The organism is Flammeovirga sp. EKP202, from assembly GCF_014534745.1.
Taxonomy (GTDB): Bacteria; Bacteroidota; Bacteroidia; order Cytophagales; family Flammeovirgaceae; genus Flammeovirga.
In genome coordinates, this window is record NZ_JACVVP010000011.1 from 98,629 (window position 1) to 115,614 (window position 16,986).

The following is a 16,986-nucleotide window of genomic DNA, read 5'->3' on the forward strand; positions in this document are numbered from 1 at the left end:
ATGGTGTCCACGGGGTGTATATTTTACGCAAATAGAGGGGGGAGATTTGTTGTACAGTAAATGTCCATTGATAAGAGTTGAAAAAGATGCAAGTAGAAGTGGGGGATTTATCCTGTTTTTGGAGGTATAAGCCCTAAAATCTCATTTTTTTATTACTGAATCTTTACAATGTATTTTAGTCGATTCTGTGTATATGTTCAATTAATATCCATTTTTTACTTCTGATAAAGAAAAAGGACGTCGCAAAGCAACGCCCTTAAAACAGCGAACTGTTGTAGGTTAATTACACGAAACCATTGCCGGTCAACCGACCATTTTTACCATTCAGTATTTGCTTTTAAACCTTCTAAAGAGAACCAATCATATACGGCTTCATTCTTAGAATCGATGCCGTTACTTGTGGCATAAACACCAATTCCTGCACCGTTAAATTTGGCATTGCCTTGCTCATCTGCAATGATGATCAAACTTCTTTTATCACCAATAGGGTGCATTTCTGAAGTAGAATTTCCATAGTAAAACTGTACCATCATATCTTTGGCTGCTGCCTTAAAAATAACCTCTTTTTGCTTGTAAGGAATACGAGCAATTTCTTTGTCTATTCCTTTGAAAGTTTCAATAAGGACTATCGTATTTTTCTCTTTCATAAGCTTAAAGTGATTCTCGTTGGTGCGGTAGATAGTAAGGCCCGCATGCTCATTTTGTTTTGATGTTTTAAACGATAAATGAGTAGAAGCTTCAAAATCATGATCTACTAATCTTTGAATCAATATAGATGAATTGGTCTTATTATTCATCACCTCTTTTCTCAGTTTTACTTTTAATGTGCCATTCTCTAATTCATAAAATGGGGACTTAGGTGTTCGGATTGTGCACCACTTAAAGGCCAATTGCTCTTTATCAAATTGATCGACAACAGGTAATGCAGGAACTGGTGTCCAAGGTAAATCAGGACGTTCCTGTTCTGAAAGAACAACCCCTTTTCCTTTATTGAAAATTGGTGTTTGACCTTCAAAATTTACCTTTGCCAAAAATGTTTCTCTAGCTAATGTAGTGATGCCATTTTTCCATCTTTTACCAAGCATAACGGCCCACCACTCGCCATTTTGGGTTTGAACCAAATCACCATGACCAATGGCATATGTAGGGTAGTCCTTTCCTAGGTGTCTATGTGTGAACACCGGATTGACAATATCCGCAACATAAGGCCCGTTAATATTATCACTATGATGTACCGACATCGCATGATTTTCTTCAGTTCCTCCTTCAGAAACCAATAAAAGGTATCGTCCATTGATTTTATAGATATGTGGTCCTTCTGTATAGGAGGCATTATTTGCATGACCATTGGTTAGTTCATGTCTTTTACCAATTAATTGATTCGTATTTAGGTCAATTTCTTGATTGTATACCACAGTTTGTGTAGCCCATTGCTTCTCTTTTACAGGTCCAGTTCCTGTATAATAAACCTTTCCATCATCATCCCAAAAAAGAGAAGGATCAATTCCTGTTGCTTGCGGAAGCCATATAGGATCAGACCATGGTCCCGCCGGGTTTTCAGCAGTGATATAAAAATTCATTTTACATCCCACACATGTATTAATAATATAAAAAACACCTTCATGATGACGAATTGTTGGAGCAAAAAGACCTAACCTGTCTTTTAAACCATCAAAATTGACACTCTCAGGATTAGAAACTGCATTTCCAATCTGTTCCCAGTTCACTAGATCTTTACTGTGATAGATGGGTAGTCCTGGAAACCAAACAAATGAGGAGTTGACAAGGTAGTAATCGTCACCCACTCTACAGATGGAAGGGTCGGGATGATAACCACTGATGATCGGATTTTTAAAAGTTTGTGGAGGTTCTTGTCCCCATACATGGAAGTAGGCCGTAATAATTAATAAAAAGGAGAAAAATGCTTTTAGCTTCATACTTTGTATTATTTAAAAAGTTATTTATTGATACTCTAAAGGTAGTTCTAATAAAAAAGTACAACCGATAATTATTATGATCAAAAAAGGGGGAGAATTTTTGGGGTTCAATCTCATAAAATTCTTTATGCCTGTCTTCTATAGGATTGATTACTTCACAAAGATGAATTATTTATGAATTGATCTTTTTTCATTTTATATCACATAAGATTAAACTATATTTGTTTAAACAATACATGTAAAAACGAATATCATAAACATGAAACTATTTTCATCTTATTCTCTAGGCCCATTATCATTACAAAACAGCATTGTGATGGCTCCAATGACACGTTGTAGAGCAGAAAACAATATTCCAACAGACCTAATGGCAGAGTACTATGCTCAAAGAGCATCTGCAGGTTTGATCATCACCGAAGGTACAGCACCTTCAAAGAATGGTTTGGGGTATGCCCGAATTCCAGGTATTTACTCATCAGATCAAGTAGAAGGGTGGAAAAAAGTAACTTCTGCCGTACACGAGAAAGGAGGGAAAATCTTTATGCAACTCATGCATACGGGCCGTGTTTCTCATCCACTAAACATGACCGATGACGCAAGAGTTGTAGCACCTTCGGCTATTGCGATGAGCGGTGAGATGTATACAGATGCAGAAGGTAATCAAGCTTACCCTGTACCAGAAGAAATGACTTTAGAAGACATCCAAGAAGCCATTCAAGAGTTTGTAACTGCGGCTAAAAATGCCATAGAAAGTGGTATGGATGGTGTGGAATTACATGCTGCAAACGGTTATCTGATCAATCAGTTTTTAAGTCCAAATTCTAATCAAAGAACTGATGAATATGGTGGAACTGCAGAGAAGAGAAATCGTTTTGCAATTGAGGTTGCACAAGCGGTAGTAGAAGCCATTGGTGCTGATAAAGTAGGAATTAGAATTTCTCCATATGGAGTTTTCAATGATTTAGCTCCTTTTGATGGAATTGATGAACAATATCTAGCACTTATTGATGCACTCAATGCATTGGACTTGGTGTACCTTCATATTGTAGATCATAGTGGTATGGGAGCTCCTGAAGTACCAAAATCAATCAAACAAAAATTAAAAACAGCTTTTAAAAACACCTTTATTTCAAGTGGTGGATTGGACAAAGAAAAAGCGGAAGCGATATTAGAAGCCAAAGAAGGTGATCTAGTGGCTTTTGGAAGACCCTTTATTTCTAATCCTGATTTGGTAGAACGAATGAAAGAAGATCTTGAGATCGCTACTCCAGACTTTGACACTTTTTATACTCCAGGTGAAAAAGGATATACAGATTACGAAGTAGCTGTAGTTCAATAATCACTAACTTTTTAGCGGACCAATTTTTCCTAAGCTCTCATTGACTGACTATCAAATCAATGAGAGCTTTGTTTTTACAATGTTATGAGTAATTTTTAAAACTGTAGCGTTTTGACTGCTATACATTAAAATTTAATATTCTTCAGGTTCCCTATTAGGACAAAACTCCTGATGAGCAGGTTCACTTGCACAGTCCCCTAACTCTTCATAACACATAGAACATACTACTGAGTCGCATTGAGAACAAGATGTAAAACCTACTGAAATTATTCCAACAACAATTAAGATCTTTTTCATATTTATTTATAATTAGGTAGTTAAGTACTTTGTAAACTAAATTACCGTGAACTTCCAGTCAATTATTCTGCAAGCTTTTATGTCCTACTTTCAAGCTTCCTTCTTCTTCATTTTTCCATTGATAAAAAACGAAGCAAAAAATCTAGGCTTAGAAGTCAAAAGCTAAATTTCATTCCTCTCGCCTAAATGATTTTAAACTCGCTTTGCTCAAACAAGAAAATCATTTTTAACGGCTCAATTCATGAAATTCTTAACGCTTTTCCCTTCAATGCCAGGGGGAGTACTACCAAACAAAAATGGTAGAAAGCTCAATGGCGTGAATGTTAAGCGTTAGCCTCATTCGTGTCCTTCAGATTATCAGAAATCTCCTGATTTCTAAACACTGTAAATTTCCAAAAATTTAGTTTACAATTTATTAAGTAGTTGTATCATTAAACTCGGATTTTCTGGACTTCCTTTTTTGTTTCCTAAGCCTAAGATGAGCATTCATTACTATCGTCTTGCTCCTAAATACTACCTTGGTTGTTCTCAAAAAGATCATCCAACTTATTCAAATTCAACTCTACAAATACTTAATTGCAACAATGTTTTTTGATTTAAATAGGAGGTTATGATAATGCTTTATCCCACCTACATTGAGTTATTTTTATTACTGATAAAAGTAACAACCCAATATACTGACACTTAAGAAGCATAATTGTAACACTGTATTATATTTTTATAACAAAGTATTTATCGATAAAAAGTATAGATGATTCAAAGTCAAACTATTAATTCATTTCTACCTTTAGCATCTTAACTTTTTGATTGATTTTTTAATAAATCACTTCGTTTCTTTTTGGTATTGAGAATAGTTATGGATTTTTGTTAAATAGAAATAGGGTGTGTCTACTTAATCATGATGGGTACAAATCAATTTATAGTTGGAAATAATACTACTAATTTTGATTCTTACAATAGAAGTCTCAAATTGAAGTCTAAGCAAACCATTGCAACTCTCAACTTATATCACGTTACGTTATTATAAAGTCCATAATTGGTTAGGTTTTCAACTTATGAAAGCTAAGAAATTAGAATCAAAATGATGATAAGATTATTTATCAACCTATCTATTTTATTTATATTTTTTGGATGTAATAAAACAGAAACATGCCCTGACGAAATATTAAAAAGTCAGATGAAAAAGATGGATTTCCTATCAAGAAAAATCTTGAATGAAAATCCAAAACTATTAGCTGTTGTTCCTAACGATTCAATAAAAATAGATATATCAATTAGTTCACAAATAGACTCTTTATTTAAAGATTTATGCTTTGAAATAAATGAAACTAAGAGCTTTGAATCATTTGCACTAGTCTATTGGTTCAACGTAAAAAGGCAGTGGATAGTAAATTATCCTAATATTGGAACTTCTATTGTGCCTGAAAATTTTTTAGATGAAGATAAAAGCAATTCTAGGAGAGTAGAAGCGAGGACACTTTATATTTTGATGAAAAAGAATAATATCGATAAAAAACTTCTGAGAAATGGATTCACCATGAGTGAAATTAAATTTCCTAAATCAGAGATTAATATGTTATATGATTGTCCATATATTAAATCTATTTTGAATGAAATAGATCTTCTTGAAAAAGAAGTATATAATCCTACTCTTCTCAATATAAAACCATAGATGTGACTTAGAATTGTTCAATTGAAAAAGTTAATAACTTATGATGAAGAAGCAAAAGAGATATTAAAGAAAAATGGTTACAGGATGTACTAAAAGTTACTAAAGTATTAACCGCGATAATGGTCAGAAAATAGAGTGAATTTTTCATGAAATAAGTATTATATATTAGAAGATTCCACTGGAGATGAAATTGGGAATACATACCCACAAACAGATGGTATGAGTAACAATTATAAGTTTAAAAAGATTGATTCTGTCTCGAACTTACCAATCCTGAAAGTTCCAAAAGTAATTCCCGATTTAAATTCTGTGATGTTAGGTAAAGGTTCCAACTTAACAGATGTAGTGAGTAGTACATTATTCAATAGCTATAGCTTTTTGGTAAATAGTAAGTTTAAGGCTTTAATGACAAAATTCAACTTACCAAAGCATGCATTTTTTGAGGCTACTTTATTAAAATATGATAGCGATGTAAAGGAAAACTATTTTTTATTTCACTTACAGGAAAGTCATAGTACTTCAATTGACTTTACAAAATCTAGCTTTTCAACATTAAAAATTCCACCTTGGGAATTGCCAAATTGGGATTATGAAAAAACACCTTTTGAGATAAACTCACATGATGATTTAGTAATAAAGGATAAGGAACTTGAATCATTTAAAAAGATTGTTCCTGATCGATTGACATTAGCTAATCATTTTGATCAAAGTTTGGACCTATTTACTTTAACATACTTGCAAGGAAAAATACTTATTTCTGAACGGTTGAAAGAGGCTCTTGAAATAAATAAGATTTCAGGTGTCCAAATTACAAAACCTTCTTATGAAATATGTTTATAAAAAACCAATTTTTATCTCACTGTTAAGCCGTAGGTGTAGCTTAGAATTCTCCATCAAAAGCCCATGAATTAATTCTTGGGCTTTTGATGAAGAGTTCAGATCCATACAAAATTCAAGATGCTATGCAATATCCTGATCGATAGAGACTTTACTTCTCGAAGATAATATTCCTTTGAGAATCCTTCTTATATATATTTTTTGCCTTTAGAGCACCTTTTTTATGACTTGGTCGATAATGGTTATTATCTGGGTCAAGAATACATTTGACTTGGTATTCTATCATTTTCTCAAATGGAAGAAGGAAATCATTGGTGTTACTTTGTTCAAGTTCTCCTTTTTTGAGCAAATTAATGACAGTATAGACCGACTCAATGGTACTAAGACAAAGTGATTCGGGCTGTTGTTTTAGGATGAATTTTGATTTTATAGTATTATCAAAGCTCACTCTAGGAAGTGCTTGTAAATTTGTACTCAATCGCAGCATTTTACGAGCACATGGCCATGTCCCGTCAAGAATAAAAAGGTAGGGGTTCTTCCCTAAAAAGCTGTTTATTGCTGTACCTTTTTGTTCCGATAAATTGAAGTTTTCTTTTCCAGGGTAAAGTAAGAATGATTTATTTTCTTCGTCATTTAGTATCTCGTTGACGCGTTCATTATTTGTGAAATCAACATCAACAATTACTTCTGAATTTTCAAGTTGAAGGTTTGTCATCAACCCCGTTCCGTTTTTTTCTTTCTTATACTCCATTGGATGCATAAGAATAACAAAACGAGTATTTGTTTGTATAGGATTTGTGTATTTACAACTACAAGAGACGATGGGTCTCATGCATTTATAACATTTTTTTCTAGGATTTTCTATGTCTACTCGCAAAGTGAAATTCTTTTTTTTCTAATTGACTAAACCTGAATTCTAAAAACTATGGTCTAGCCTTCTCCGGTCTACCAAGCCATCGCTTGAATTTGGGTGCTAACTTAATTATTTTCAAAATTGAAGCAAAAGCTTTATTTGAAATATTTGTTTATTGAGGATGAATAAGAGCGTTATTCGTTTTGCTTTGATGAATTTTTTGACAAAAATAATGAGCTTATTTTTAGATTACCAGTTTTGTCAAAGAGTAAAACGCTATGATTATCGGGTGGAGATTTTAGGGAAATAAGGGGGTGAAATACCTTTTTAAAGAATTACTAAATTTCCCATTAATTCTTTCGGTTCTAACTTAAATAAATGTTTGTAATTGGAATTAGGTTATCGCTGAAAGTGCTAATTCAGTGTACTTAGAAATGAAAAATTGAATTATATAATTACAACATGAAACTTAATTACTACTGGACCATTCTTCTATGGTTGGGAGGGGCATACCAAACGTTTGCTCAAAACCCACTCATCACTCATCGATTCTCTGCTGATCCTACAGCAAGAGTAATGAATGATACACTTTTTGTATTTCCGTCATCGGATACTACATGTACGCAAATTCAAGGGAATAACGGTTTCTGTATGCCAGATTACCACGTTTATTCTACAACTGATCTAACAAATTGGAAAGATCATGGTGAAATTTTGTCTCACAATACTGTACCATGGGTGGAGAAAGACAGTTACGGAATGTGGGCTCCAGATTGTATTGAAAAAGACGGCAAATATTATTTTTATTTTCCTGCAATGCCGAAGGATAAGAGTGCTTTTAGGAGAATTGGTGTGGCAGTGGCAAATACGCCATCTGGTCCTTATACCCCAGAAGAGTCTTATATAGAAGGGATTGAAGGCATTGACCCCAATGTATTTATTGATGATGATGGTAGCATCTATCTTTATTATGGAGGTGGGGAAAACCTTTATTGGGTGGAGCTCAACCAAGATATGAGGTCTATAAAAACTAAACCTCAAAAAGTACAAGGTTTACCTTCAAAATACAAAGAAGGGCCGTTTATGTTTAAACGAAAAAATAAATACTATTTCACATTCCCACATGCACCTTCAGGTTCAGAGGAAATTTCTTATGCCGTGGGAGATAGTCCAAAAGGACCATTTGACTACAAAGGAAAAGTACTAGAAAGATGGAAAGACGGTTGTTGGACCAATCATCACTCTTTTGTAGAATATAAAGGCGAGTGGTTATTATTCTATCATCACATGGATATTTCAGGTAACAAGCATAGAAGATCGATGTGTGCTGATCGAATCTTTTTTGACGAAGAAGGAAATATCCCAGAAATCAAAGCAACACAAAGAGGAATCGCAAAACTGTATGCTAAAGATGCGATACAAGTGGACCGTTATAGCCTATTGGAAAATGGAAAAGTAGAGAAAACGAGTGCTTCTGATATTAATTGGGTTGTGAAGCGTATTTCACCTTCAACAAAATTAGAAATACATGATATTAATTTTGAAAAGGAGAAGTTTACTCAGGTCGCTATATGGGTGAGTTCTAAAACTGCTGCAACAGTTGATATTTTAGCCAATGGTAAAAGCTGGACAACATTTGATATTCCTGCAATGAAAGAAGGAGAGTGGAGAATAGTGAAAGCGAAAACGAAGTTTACTCCTAAAGGAATGCAAGATCTGTCTTTCCAATTTAAAGGTGATACAGAAACTTTACAATTGGATTGGATGCAATGTATGAGAAAGAAAGATGTTCTTTTAGGTAAATCATCAGATATTGAATTATTCAATCAATCAAAACAAAGAATAATTTTTGAAGCAAATCAGGGTTTGATCTATACTCCTAAGGAATTGAACACAGCCCAACCCCATATTTTAAAGGATGCTTTTGTAAAAGGTGATTTACATATCAATGGAAAAAAGGTCACGAAAATGTCTACAATTGAGGCAGGTGATGTTGTTAGTTTTAGTTCTGATAAGGAAAAGCAAATGTATGATGCCTTTGCTGGAATTGAAGCCTCTAACTTTTCTGATCAAGAGGGTGTAATGACTGAGTCATGTAAATTAGGAGGAAAAAATGTGGGCTACATTGAAAATGGCGATTATCTGATGTTCAATAACCTACTTTTTAATCAGCAACCGCAAAAAGTGACAATTGGTGTGGCTTCCGCCAATACAGGTGGTGTTGTAGAAATTCGAAAAAGTGATCTAAAAGGAGAAGTATTAGCTTCTTTTGAAATACAGAAAACGGGTGGTTGGCAAAAATGGACCAACCTTACTTCTGATATCAATACTCAAGTAGCAAAAAATGAAAAGATCTTTATTGTATTTAAAGGCAATAATGGGTTTCTGATGAACTTGAAAGATGTAAAGTTTGAATAAATAAATCAGGAAAATTAAAGCAACAACAACAGCCTAAGACATGATCAAAAAAATTATAACTGGAGCCTTATTAGGGGCCTTATTAGCGGGGTGTGCCACCACTGACAAGGTAAAAGAAACAACTAAAATCGAGTACGAAGCAGATTGGGAATCACTGAGTCAATACCAAGTGCCAGAGTGGTGGAAAAATACAAAATTTGGTATTTATTTTCACTGGGGACCTTATTCTGTTCCGGCTTATGAGACAGAGTGGTATTCTATTTATATGTATAGAGAAGGACACCCAATTCGAAAATACCATGAAGAAAAGTACGGTAGCTTAGATAAATTTGGCTACAAGGATTTTATTCCAATGTTTACAGGGGAGCATTTTGATGCAGACGAATGGGCCAAACTTTTCAAAGAGGCAGGGGCTCAATTCGCAGGACCCGTTGCAGAACATTCAGATGGTTTTGCAATGTGGGATAGTGATTTGACGCATTGGGATGCCAAAGAAATGGGTCCAAAAAGAGATATTGTTGGTGAAATGGCCAAGGCTGTCAAGAAGCAAAACATGAAGTTTATTGCGACTTATCACAGACACTGGACCTACGCTTGGTATCCTACTTGGGACAAAAGTACTGATGCAGGAGATCCTCAATATACAGGTTTATATGGACCGTATGCTCCAAAAGGAACTTTCACTATGGCGGATGTTAAAAGTGACCCTCTTCCCGATAAACAGTTCAATGACGATTGGTTAGCCCGTTTGGATGAGCTCATGGATAAATACCAACCGGATATTATTTGGTTTGATAATAGAATGGACATTATCGATGAAAAATACAGACAACAGTTCTTAGCTAATTACTATAATAATGCTCAGAAATGGGGTAAAGAAGTGGTCTGTACTTATAAGTTCCATGATTTGAAAAAGGGAACTGCAGTGCTAGACTTAGAGCGTTCGAGAATGAAAGATAAGCAGCCTTTTGTCTGGTTGACGGATGATTCTATTGATTGGAAAGCGTGGTGTCATATTGATGATCCAAAGTATAAGTCAACAAATAGATTAATTGACTTTTTAGTAGATGTAGTATCTAAAAATGGAGCCGTTTTATTAAATATTCCACCAAAAGCAAATGGTGAAATACCTGTAGAAGTGGCAACACGTTTGAGAGAAATGGGACAATGGTTGAGAATGAATGGAGAAGCGATTTATGACACTCGCCCTTGGGTAATTTATGGTGAAGGACCACAAGAAATCAAAGAGGGACATCTGAGTGAACATAAAAACAAAGAAGCTGTTGCAGAAGATATTCGTTTTACAACCAATGGAAACAACCTTTACGCGATCTCTTTAGCTTGGCCAAAAGATGGTAAACTTTCCATCAAAAGTTTAGGAACTGAAAAAGCGTATTTAAAAAGCGATATTAAAAACATTCAACTGTTAGGAGCGAAAGGTGAATTAAAATACACTAGAAAAGGAAGCGGATTAGAAATAGAGCTACCTCAGGAGAAACCATGCGAACATGCATTTGTTTTCAAATTAGAATTATCTGAAAAAGCGATGTAATATAATCTTATAAGAAACTTTCAAATTTTGATTTGTTTCTTTTTGAATAAATAAGAACCCATTATCATAAATGTCACGATCCTTTGATATTTGTGTTAGTGGGCTATTTATATTATTAGTCGTAACTACGCAGTAAACTAAATTTTCGAATATTTATGGTATTTAGAAATCAGGAGATTTCTGCTGATCTATAGGACACGAATGATGCTATCGCTTAACATTCGCGCCAGTGGACTTTCTACCCAATTCATTTGCTACTTCTTCCCTTCGGCCTTGAAGGGAAAAGCGTTAATAATTTCATGTATTGAGCCGTTAAAAATGATTTTGTTGTTTGAGCTTTAGCGAGTTTAAAATCATTTAGGCGAAAGGAATGGAATTTAGCTTTTGCGTTCAAAGCCTTGAATTTTTTGCTTCGTTTTTGTTTCAAGACAAAATTAAGAAGAAGTAAGTTTGAAAGTAGACCCTATAAATGCTTGTATAAAGGTCAATTGAAAATTGACGATAATTTTAGCAGTTCAAAATGGAGAAAAAAAATCTCTTCTGGGTGAATCAGATTGTATTTTGTAATGTCGGAACTATGATCAATTAAATTAAATCCTCTTCGAAAGGTTATATCTTAACGATTATTTGTAATAAGTGAAATATTGACGTTTATCATTATTTCTTTAATTGAAAGTGTACGTTTATGGACATTTTTTAATGTTGCTTTAGGCTTTTAAATTAAGACTACTTATTTTCATGGAATAAATTTTACTAACCGTACCACAATGAGTAAACCACTGGGGAAAATCCTTGTAATAGACGATAATGAAGACATTTTGCTAGCTGCAAAAATGTTATTAAAGAAACAGGCAGATTTAGTTCAAGTAGAGAGTAATCCTGGCAAGATACCATTCTTACTAAAGAATGACTCTTATGATGTGATTCTTTTAGACATGAACTTTACAAAGGATACCACAAGTGGAAAAGAAGGATTTCATTGGTTGGAGCAAATTTTAGAAATTGATCCCAATGCAGTAGTAGTGATGATTACAGCATATGGTGACGTTGAAACTGCTGTAAATGCAGTCAAACAAGGTGCAACGGATTTTGTGTTAAAGCCTTGGAATAATGAAAAACTGATTGCGACCTTAACTTCTGCTGCTCGCTTGAGAAAATCCTATGATCAAGTGAAAGTTTTGAAAGAAGAAAAAACACAGCTTTCATCAGCATTAAGTAAGACGGGTAGTGGAGAAGGTATCGTTATCGGTGATAGCCCTGCAATGAAAAAAGTTTTTGCCTTGATCAGTAAAGTAGCAAAAACGGATGCCAATATTTTGATATTAGGTGAAAACGGTACGGGTAAAGAGGTGATTGCAAGAGCAGTTCATGAGCAATCCCTAAGAAATGAGAAAGTGTTTATCGGTGTGGATATGGGATCGATTTCAGAGACACTATTCCAATCCGAATTATTTGGTCATAAAAAAGGAGCATTTACCGATGCCCGTGAAGATAGAGCAGGTCGTTTTGAAATTGCCAATAAAGGAACGTTATTCTTAGATGAAATTGGTAACCTTCCTATGACTTTACAATCTAAACTTTTAACGGTACTTCAAAAAAGAGAAGTAACAAGAGTAGGTGATAACCGACCAATTAGTATTGATATTCGATTGGTATGTGCGACTAACATGCCGGTTTATGAAATGGTAGAAAACAAAGAATTTCGTCAGGATTTGTTGTACCGTATCAATACTGTAGAGATTCATTTACCACCACTAAGAGATAGAATTGAGGATATTCCTTTATTGGTGGCACACTTCCTCGAAATTTATGCTAAGAAATATAGAAGAGGCCCATTGAAAGTAGCTTCAGCTACCATGAAGAAACTTCAAAAATATTACTGGCCAGGTAATGTAAGGGAATTACAGCACGCATTGGAAAGAGCCGTGATTATGGCTGACAGTGACACTTTACAACCAATGGACTTTACTTTCTTAGTCGAAAAAAATAAAGAAGAGGAAGAGTTCGATTTATCCGAGTTCGATTTAGATACTGTAGAGAAAATGATGATTCAGAAAGCAGTAAGTAAATACTCTGGAAATATTTCTAAAGCCGCTAAATCACTTGGTTTAACAAGAGCCTCACTGTACAGAAGACTCGAAAAACATGGTTTATAAACAATTCAAACTTCAAGTATCACTTAGAGTTTTTCTTCTCGTTTTAACAGCAATTGCCCTGAGTTTTTTCTTGTTGAAAGAATACTTGGCGACCACCATATTTATTTTTGGATTACTTTCTTATCAAGTGTATCTGTTGATTCAAAAATTAAGTGGTATTGCATTTGAAATGAAGAAGTTTTTAGACGCTATTAACTACGACGATTTTACACAGACTTTTTCAGTAAACGCTTCAGGTGATATTCAAAATGAACTCAATAAGTCATTGACTTCTGCATTGGACCGTTTTAAGGAATTAAGGTCCAACCGAGAGTCTGATTTAATGTTTTATAAAAGTATTGCCCAGCATGTGGATTCGGGATTAATAGCCTTTGATCCTTCCGGAAAAGTGGTTTTCTCTAATTTGACGACAAAACGACTTTTTTCAGGTATTAAAACTGCCAATATTTTAGATTTTAAAGAGGCATTTCCTGCACTTTACACCATTTTTACAAATGATGATGACATTGAAAGTTATCAATGTGAGTTGAAGGGGAAATATAATGTAGACAAAGTACTAATTCAGAAGATGACAGTCTATGTAAAGGGTGAAGTCATCAATGTATTCAACATTACGAGAGTAGCGGAAGAGCTAGAGAAAGTAGAAATCAAAGCATGGGAGTCATTAATTACTGTTTTGACGCATGAAATCATGAACGCGATGGCACCTATTTCTTCTTTGAGTGATACTGTAAGTGCCGAATTAGAATATATAAAAGAAGGAATTTTAGAGCGATCTGAAATTCCAACAGCTGAAGATTTTGAAGATTTAAATCTTGCATTAAATACCATCCAGCAAAGAAGTCATCAGATGTCAAAATTGGCAGAGGACTTCAGAGTGATGGCTCATTTAAGAGAAAGTGAACCTAAACATATCAACCTAAGTGAACTTTGCAAGGAGATATTGATCCAATATGAACCGATCAGTATCGAAAAAGGAATTGAGATTGAACTAGACATACAGGTTGAAGGTTTGATGGTCACTTCCGACCCTCAACAATTAAGTGATGTGATTCAAAACCTCATCAAAAATGCTTTGGAAGAACTAGAAGGGAAGGAAAATGGAAAGGTAAGTATTATCTGTAAACAGGATGATCAAACCAACCGACCGGTGCTTCAAGTCGTTGATAATGGTTCTGGAATTGAAACGGATGCTTTAGCAAGAATCTTTGTTCCTTTCTTCACAACCAAAAAAGGACATACAGGTATTGGGCTAAGTTTATCGAGACAAATTATGCGAAATAACAAAGGCCGATTGACGGTTATTTCTTCAATTGATGAAGGATCTGAATTCACGGTTTGGTTCTAATAAGTACTAAGACAAAAATAAATCATAGTTAATTCTTATTTATTTTTTGTGAGTACAACGCTAAAAAACGTATAAATAGTGGTTCTATTTAAAGTTTTTTGAAAGCAGTAATCGCAAAACAATAAATGGAATTAGTGGTATATAATTTTGTCTTGGTACTTATCATTATAAATATATACCATGGCCCGCTAGGATATAGTAATATAACTTCCTAGCGGGCCATTTTTTTCTTCAGATTTCGAGAACTGCTCTAAAGGTATTTTTGCAATTCAGCTTGTTCTTTTTCAGCATCATACTTAGGATTGGGTTGCGTAGGAATTTTTCCATCTCTTTCTTTTAACCAATCTTGTAAATATTGATACATCTTATTGGCACGTTTAGAATACTTATCTGCTACGTTATGACGCTCCGAAGGGTCTTTTACCAAATTGTAAAGCTCCATTTTCTGGTCTTCATAATAGTAGTGTAATTTCCAATCTCCTTGGATGACAACAGTTCCAGGCCTTGTTCTGAAAAGTGCATCTCTGGCATCATCTCCCCCTTTTTCATAAGCTTGTAAATAAATAGGGAAGTGATAGACCAATGACCTTTTATCGTTAAATTTTCCTTTTCCAGTCAGAAGCGGTGCGATAGAATTGCCATCTACGATATAATTTTCAGGCATTTTACTATTAGTAATTTCTACAAGTGTAGGTAAGAAGTCAAGTTGCGTCACTTTGGTGTCCACCTTTTTACCAGCCTCCCAATGTCCTTTCCACTTGAAAAGCATAGGTACTTTAAGCCCTCCTTCATAGTAAGAACCTTTACCAGCTCTTAAACCTAATTGATGAGAGATTGAATAGATTCCGCCATTATCTGAAGTGAATATAATAATTGTATCGTCTGTCAATTTTAATTCATCAAGAACATCCAGTAACCGTCCTATATTCCAATCTGTATTTTCAACCAATGCTGCATATTGAGGATTTAAAGGAGCACCATCAAGTTGCTTTTTCCCTTTGTATTTTTTAGCAGTACCAGGCTTTGCCATCAATGGAGTATGAACGGCATAATACGGTAAATAAACTAAAAATGGTTGCTCATTTTTTCTTTCATTTTTTAAGTAATGGATCACTTCATCGGTAATTCTATCCGTTAAGTATTCTCTCTTTGGTCCATCTTCTAGATTAGTAAGTTTATAAGGACTAATGTATGATGGAGGGTGCCCTTGGTGGCTTGTTCCTCTTGCATAATCGAAACCATAATTTTCTGCTTTTCTACTCACATGCCATTTTCCAAAAGCAGCCGTTTGATAACCATTTTGCTTGAAAATATTACCAATAGTTAAGGCTTCTTTTGGTAAGTGCACATGGTTTTTGATAGGTTCAATTTTTCGTGTAAAAACTTCACCTCTAGTAGATGGCCCAACAGTATAAATACCATGACGTGTTGTAGTCTGACCAGTGAGTAAACAAGCTCTAGACGGCGCACAATTAGCAGCACCAGCATACCCATTCATAAAAATTATACTTTCCTTTGAAAGTTGATCAATGTTGGGTGTATGGTAGACATCATTACCCATGTACCCTACATCAGTCCAACCCATATCATCTACATTAATAATTAAAATATTAGGTTTTTTGTCTTCTTGAGCATTTGAAAAAATAGGTGTAATTAAGAGAAAACTAATAATTACACTAAAAAATCTCTTATTCATACTTCTAAAAAATAAAATTGAAGTCAGTGTCTTAAGATGAATATCTTATTATGTAAATGTACCAATTTTCATCAATTTTAGTTGATGAAAATCTTGCAAAAACTTATTCAACGAATTTGATGCTATATTTGAATGTTTTGATTAAATGATAATCCAAGGGAATTTTTATCATTAAAATAAAAGAAGTAAATAATAGCTTAATATGAATATCGAAGTAACATCAGAACCCAGTAAAGATGATTTAAAAACCATCAGTAAAGGAATCGAAACCTACAATCAAAATTTTATACCAGATGAAGTTGTATTTGAAAAGGATACCAAGTTTGCAGTCTTTGTAAAAAATGATAATGGTAAAGTGTTAGGAGGAATAAGAGCTTGTGCATTCTGGAATTATTGTATCATTGAATTGCTATGGATTTCTGAGGAGGCACGTGGTATGGGAGTTGGAACCCAATTGATGGCTTCAGCAGAAGAATATGCAATAGATAAAGGCTTTGAATATATGCGTACTGAAACATTGAGTTTTCAAGCACGTCCTTTTTATGAGAAGCAAGGTTATATGGTTTATGGTGAATTGAAAGATTACCCCAAAGGACAAACCACTTACTGTTTGGTCAAGAAACTTTAAATATTAGAGATAAAAACTTTAATAAGTCAACAATTATTGGGAGTTGTTTTTTCAATGTTTTCATTATCAATCCGTAGACGTTACTTAGAACTATCCACTTGTATAAGTTTTCAACTTATCCCCCCCCCCACGAGCCAATAAACTTGTAGGGGCTTCTTTTACTCCAAAAATCCCCCTCTCAAAAACAGAGTAGCATGGGTCAAAAGCAGTGGCAGCGACAATGGTTTCTCATCTGAGCCCGCCATTACAGTCT

The 16,986-nt window shown here is 34.4% G+C and carries 12 protein-coding genes; 8 read left to right on the forward strand and 4 right to left on the reverse strand.

What is annotated here, in order from left to right:
* Positions 1-317: 317 nt before the first annotated feature.
* The gene (locus IC221_RS09120; protein WP_188168674.1) at positions 318-1,937 is read right to left on the reverse strand and encodes a glycoside hydrolase family 43 protein; all 1,620 of its coding nucleotides are present in this window, start codon (positions 1,935-1,937) and stop codon (positions 318-320) included.
* A 259-nt stretch (positions 1,938-2,196) separates the two neighbouring features.
* Between IC221_RS09120 and IC221_RS09125 the strand changes: the two genes are divergently transcribed.
* Positions 2,197-3,276 (forward strand): alkene reductase, encoded by a 1,080-nt coding sequence (locus tag IC221_RS09125; RefSeq protein WP_223241338.1) that lies wholly within the window; start codon positions 2,197-2,199, stop codon positions 3,274-3,276.
* Positions 3,277-3,408: 132 nt separating this feature from the next.
* Here the strand turns inward: IC221_RS09125 and IC221_RS09130 are convergent, their stop codons facing one another.
* On the reverse strand, positions 3,409-3,573 hold the full coding sequence (locus IC221_RS09130) for a hypothetical protein (RefSeq protein WP_188168675.1): 165 nt from the start codon (positions 3,571-3,573) through the stop codon (positions 3,409-3,411).
* 1,081 nt (positions 3,574-4,654) lie between these two features.
* On the opposite strand from IC221_RS09130, the gene IC221_RS09135 reads away from it, so the two are divergent.
* Both IC221_RS09135 and IC221_RS09140 read left to right on the forward strand, forming a co-directional pair.
* On the forward strand, positions 4,655-5,245 hold the full coding sequence (locus tag IC221_RS09135) for a hypothetical protein (protein WP_188168676.1): 591 nt from the start codon (positions 4,655-4,657) through the stop codon (positions 5,243-5,245).
* 405 nt (positions 5,246-5,650) lie between these two features.
* Positions 5,651-6,085 carry a hypothetical protein gene (locus IC221_RS09140; RefSeq protein WP_188168677.1) on the forward strand — a complete coding sequence of 145 codons (435 nt, stop codon included), beginning with the start codon at positions 5,651-5,653 and terminating at the stop codon, positions 6,083-6,085.
* Positions 6,086-6,233: 148 nt separating this feature from the next.
* Here the strand turns inward: IC221_RS09140 and IC221_RS09145 are convergent, their stop codons facing one another.
* A complete protein-coding gene (locus tag IC221_RS09145) occupies positions 6,234-6,959 on the reverse strand; it encodes a tRNA-uridine aminocarboxypropyltransferase (RefSeq protein WP_188168678.1) in 726 nt (241 codons plus the stop codon).
* Positions 6,960-7,397: 438 nt separating this feature from the next.
* On the opposite strand from IC221_RS09145, the gene IC221_RS09150 reads away from it, so the two are divergent.
* The 4 genes from IC221_RS09150 to IC221_RS09165 all read left to right on the forward strand — a co-directional run bounded on the left by IC221_RS09150 (position 7,398) and on the right by IC221_RS09165 (position 14,409).
* The gene (locus IC221_RS09150) at positions 7,398-9,353 is read left to right on the forward strand and encodes a family 43 glycosylhydrolase (protein ID WP_188168679.1); all 1,956 of its coding nucleotides are present in this window, start codon (positions 7,398-7,400) and stop codon (positions 9,351-9,353) included.
* Between the two features lie 40 nt (positions 9,354-9,393).
* On the forward strand, positions 9,394-10,905 hold the full coding sequence (locus tag IC221_RS09155) for an alpha-L-fucosidase (RefSeq protein ID WP_188168680.1): 1,512 nt from the start codon (positions 9,394-9,396) through the stop codon (positions 10,903-10,905).
* Positions 10,906-11,672: 767 nt separating this feature from the next.
* The gene (locus IC221_RS09160; RefSeq protein ID WP_188168681.1) at positions 11,673-13,061 is read left to right on the forward strand and encodes a sigma-54 dependent transcriptional regulator; all 1,389 of its coding nucleotides are present in this window, start codon (positions 11,673-11,675) and stop codon (positions 13,059-13,061) included.
* Positions 13,051-14,409 (forward strand): PAS domain-containing sensor histidine kinase, encoded by a 1,359-nt coding sequence (locus tag IC221_RS09165; protein ID WP_188168682.1) that lies wholly within the window; start codon positions 13,051-13,053, stop codon positions 14,407-14,409. Before IC221_RS09160 ends, IC221_RS09165 begins: the two co-directional genes overlap by 11 nt.
* A gap of 250 nt (positions 14,410-14,659) precedes the next feature.
* Here the strand turns inward: IC221_RS09165 and IC221_RS09170 are convergent, their stop codons facing one another.
* Positions 14,660-16,105: a sulfatase gene (locus IC221_RS09170; RefSeq protein WP_188168683.1), complete on the reverse strand. Its 1,446-nt coding sequence runs from the start codon at positions 16,103-16,105 to the stop codon at positions 14,660-14,662.
* Between the two features lie 202 nt (positions 16,106-16,307).
* Here IC221_RS09170 and IC221_RS09175 point away from each other — a divergent pair, with 202 nt between their 5' ends.
* Positions 16,308-16,733 (forward strand): N-acetyltransferase, encoded by a 426-nt coding sequence (locus tag IC221_RS09175; protein ID WP_188168684.1) that lies wholly within the window; start codon positions 16,308-16,310, stop codon positions 16,731-16,733.
* Positions 16,734-16,986 lie beyond the last annotated feature (253 nt).

What these genes read in the sequence shown, in the direction of transcription:
- IC221_RS09160 (WP_188168681.1), top strand. Translation starts at nt 11,673, where the DNA reads ATGAGTAAACCACTGGGGAAAATCCTTGTAATAGACGATAATGAAGAC.
- IC221_RS09130 (WP_188168675.1), bottom strand. Translation starts at nt 3,573, where the DNA reads ATGAAAAAGATCTTAATTGTTGTTGGAATAATTTCAGTAGGTTTTACA.
- IC221_RS09140 (WP_188168677.1), top strand. Translation starts at nt 5,651, where the DNA reads ATGACAAAATTCAACTTACCAAAGCATGCATTTTTTGAGGCTACTTTA.
- IC221_RS09125 (WP_223241338.1), top strand. Translation starts at nt 2,197, where the DNA reads ATGAAACTATTTTCATCTTATTCTCTAGGCCCATTATCATTACAAAAC.
- IC221_RS09155 (WP_188168680.1), top strand. Translation starts at nt 9,394, where the DNA reads ATGATCAAAAAAATTATAACTGGAGCCTTATTAGGGGCCTTATTAGCG.
- IC221_RS09170 (WP_188168683.1), bottom strand. Translation starts at nt 16,105, where the DNA reads ATGAATAAGAGATTTTTTAGTGTAATTATTAGTTTTCTCTTAATTACA.
- IC221_RS09120 (WP_188168674.1), bottom strand. Translation starts at nt 1,937, where the DNA reads ATGAAGCTAAAAGCATTTTTCTCCTTTTTATTAATTATTACGGCCTAC.
- IC221_RS09135 (WP_188168676.1), top strand. Translation starts at nt 4,655, where the DNA reads ATGATGATAAGATTATTTATCAACCTATCTATTTTATTTATATTTTTT.
- IC221_RS09165 (WP_188168682.1), top strand. Translation starts at nt 13,051, where the DNA reads ATGGTTTATAAACAATTCAAACTTCAAGTATCACTTAGAGTTTTTCTT.
- IC221_RS09150 (WP_188168679.1), top strand. Translation starts at nt 7,398, where the DNA reads ATGAAACTTAATTACTACTGGACCATTCTTCTATGGTTGGGAGGGGCA.
- IC221_RS09175 (WP_188168684.1), top strand. Translation starts at nt 16,308, where the DNA reads ATGAATATCGAAGTAACATCAGAACCCAGTAAAGATGATTTAAAAACC.